The organism is Halomonas sp. BM-2019 (assembly GCF_017584085.1).
This window is the reverse complement of sequence record NZ_CP071922.1, coordinates 1,893,782-1,896,461: the sequence shown is the minus strand read 5'-3', so window position 1 is coordinate 1,896,461 and position 2,680 is coordinate 1,893,782. Positions and strand designations below refer to the sequence as shown.

The 2,680-nt window shown below is 73.3% G+C and carries 2 protein-coding genes; both read right to left on the bottom strand.

Translation table 11 applies throughout. The features are described from left to right. Positions 1 to 397: rhodanese-like domain-containing protein (locus tag J5F18_RS09570; protein WP_346302008.1), on the bottom strand; the 397-nt coding region annotated here is incomplete at its 3' end. Further along, entirely contained in the window at positions 394 to 2,619 is a 2,226-nt protein-coding gene (locus J5F18_RS09565; RefSeq protein ID WP_346302007.1) for an ATP-dependent helicase, read from the bottom strand. The genes J5F18_RS09570 and J5F18_RS09565, both read right to left, overlap by 4 nt. Positions 2,620 to 2,680 lie beyond the last annotated feature (61 nt).

Sequence of the window (2,680 nt, the reverse complement as noted above, 5' to 3'; positions counted from 1 at the left end):
CCCCTCCCCCCAGCCACGCCTTGATGCCGCCGTCCAGCAGGCGCACCTCCGGGTGGCCCGCCCAGCAGGCGATCATCCACCAGGCCCTGGCGGCAGCGAGCTGCCCCCCCATGTCGTCGTAGACCACCACCGGCAGTTCGGGAGTAATGCCCAGGCGCTGCAGGGTGGCGGTGAAGGCCTCGCGGGTCGGCAGCGGATGGCGCCCGCCCCGCCCCGCCGGTCCCGCCAGGTCGCGGTCCAGATCCAGGTGGAGGCTGCCGGGCAGGTGGGCCTCCCACCACAGGGTATATCCGGCGTCCGGCTCGCCCAGCCGGGCACGGCAGTCGAGAAGCCGCGGCGGCCGCTCGCCCTCGAGGGACTCGGCCAGTTCGGCGGCGCTGATCAGCGGGTCGCTCATGCACGCTCTCCTGAAATCAGTTCGATAGGCGCCCGGCGTGCAATCAGCCGCCGCCGGCCGGCGTGACGGAAGCGCACCTCGATCACCGGGTTCTCCGGGTCGCCTTCCACCAGGTCGATCTCGCCCTCGCCGAAGACAGCATGGCGCAGCCTCTGCCCCACGTCGAAGGTAGGATAGTCGCCGCTGCCCTCGGCCACCCCAGATTCGGCCGCCGGCTGCAGGGGCAGCGTCACGCCCAGGCGCGCCAGGTAGCGCTCGACCAGCGCCGGCCGCGACACCGCGAGCGGCACCGGCTCCGCGCCGCCCTGCTCTCCCGCCTGCTCTCCCGCCTGCTCTAGGCGTTTGGCCACCCGCTGGCACTCCACCCAGGCACTCTCGGCCAGGAATCGGCTCGGCCGATGGTCGCCGCCGTCGTGAAGCAGCAGCAGCCGCTCCCGGGCCCGGGTGATGGCCACGTAGAAGAGCCGTCGCTCCTCCTCGAGCCGCTGGGCGGTGAGCGGGTTGTCGCGACTGTAGTGGGGGAAGTCCTGCTCGTTGACCCCGGCGACGGCCACCAGGGGCCACTCCAGCCCCTTGGAGCCGTGCACCGTGGTGATCAGCACCCCGTTGGTGTCGCTCTCCACCGGCCGCTGCAGCAGCTCGATGAAGGCGTCCGGATCATTGCCGAGCTCGGCGGCCTGCTCGAGCAGCACGTCGAGCAGCCTCACGTCCTCCTCGCCCTTGTCGCGACGGGCGGCGGCACGCTTGAGCACCTTCTCGGCCTCCACCACCTCGACCACGTGCTCGAGCAGCCGCGCCGGCGGCCAGGCCGAGAGACGCGGCAGCTCGCAGAGCAGTGCCCAGCGTTTCTTGAGGGTGCGCTTCTGGTGGGCGCGCAGCCCCTCGAACAGCGGGTCGTGGCGCTCCGGCCAGCGCTGAGTCTCGGCCAGGCGGGCGGCGAGCCGCTCCAGCCGCTCACGGGCCACGAAGGGGGTCGGCTGCCCCAGCAGCAGCGCCAGATGCCCGGGGTTGGCCAGCAGCGCCGGCGTGCGGGCCAGGCGCAGGTAGCCGGCCAGTGCCTGGACCAGCGGCAGGCGAAACACGAAGCGATCCTCGCGAGCCAGCCGGAAAGGGATCCCCTCGCGCAAGAGCGCCAGCTGCAGCGGCACCGAGAGCGACCAGCTGCGCACCAGCACGCAGGCCTCGTTGAGCGCCCTGCCCTCGGCCTGCCAGGCCACCAGCGCCTCCAGCAGGTCACGGCTGCCCAGGGCCTGCGCCAGACGCGTGGACGGATTGCCGGCGGCCGCCAGGCAGAGCTGGTCGGGGCGCCGGCGGTTGGCCTCGATGGCGTGATTGGCGGCCAGCGCCAGGGCGTGGCCGTGGCGAAAGGTGGTGGAGAGGGGGTAGTCGACGGCCGCGCCGAAGGTCGCGGTGAAGCGCTCCAGCATGGTCGCCGGGTGGGCGCCGCGCCACTCGTAGATGCACTGGTTGGCATCGCCCACCGCCATGACCTCGGCTTGGCCACCGGCCAGCACCGCCAGCAGGCGCTGCTGGGCGACATTGATGTCCTGGTACTCGTCGATGATCACATGGTCGAGGAAGCCCTGGACCCGGCCGCGCAGGGCGGCATCGGCCTCCAGGGCGCGCAGCGGGCGGTAGAGCAGGTCCGCATAGCCCATCAGGCCGTGGCCTTCGAGCAGTGCCTCGGCGTGGCCGAAGGCCGCCACGAAGTGCTCCGTGGCCTCGCCGAAATCGAGCCGGTCATAGAGCGCCGCCGGTGACACCATCTCGGCCTTCACCAGGGCACAGAAGTGGGCCAGGGCCTCGAGGCGCTCGGCGTCCAGGGCCGCCTCCCCCGCCCCGGGGGCCGCCTCCAGGGCGCGCTGGGTGGCCTGGCGCAGCAGCCGCTCCACCTGCCAGTCGGCGGTGAGCAGCTGACGGGGCGACAGCGCCCCCCAGCGGGTCAGGCTGGCGGTGAGGCGATGCCCCAGGGAGTGGAAGGTGCGCACGTCGGGAAGCCGCCGGCCGGCCGGGGCCATGGCGGCGAGCCGCGCCTGGAAGTCCTCCCGGGCCGAGCGGTTGAACATCAGCACCAGGATCCGCTCCGGCGCCACGCCCCGGGCCAGCAGGTGCAGGACCCGGGCGACCATGGTGGTGGTCTTGCCGGAGCCGGCCACCGCGGCGACCCGGGCGTGGCCATCGGCGTGCTCGACCACGGCCCGCTGTTCGGCGGTGAGCCTCACGCCGCCCCGCCGTCATCCAGCCGCCCCAGGGGCTGCCAGACGCCGTCGCTGTCCAGGCCCA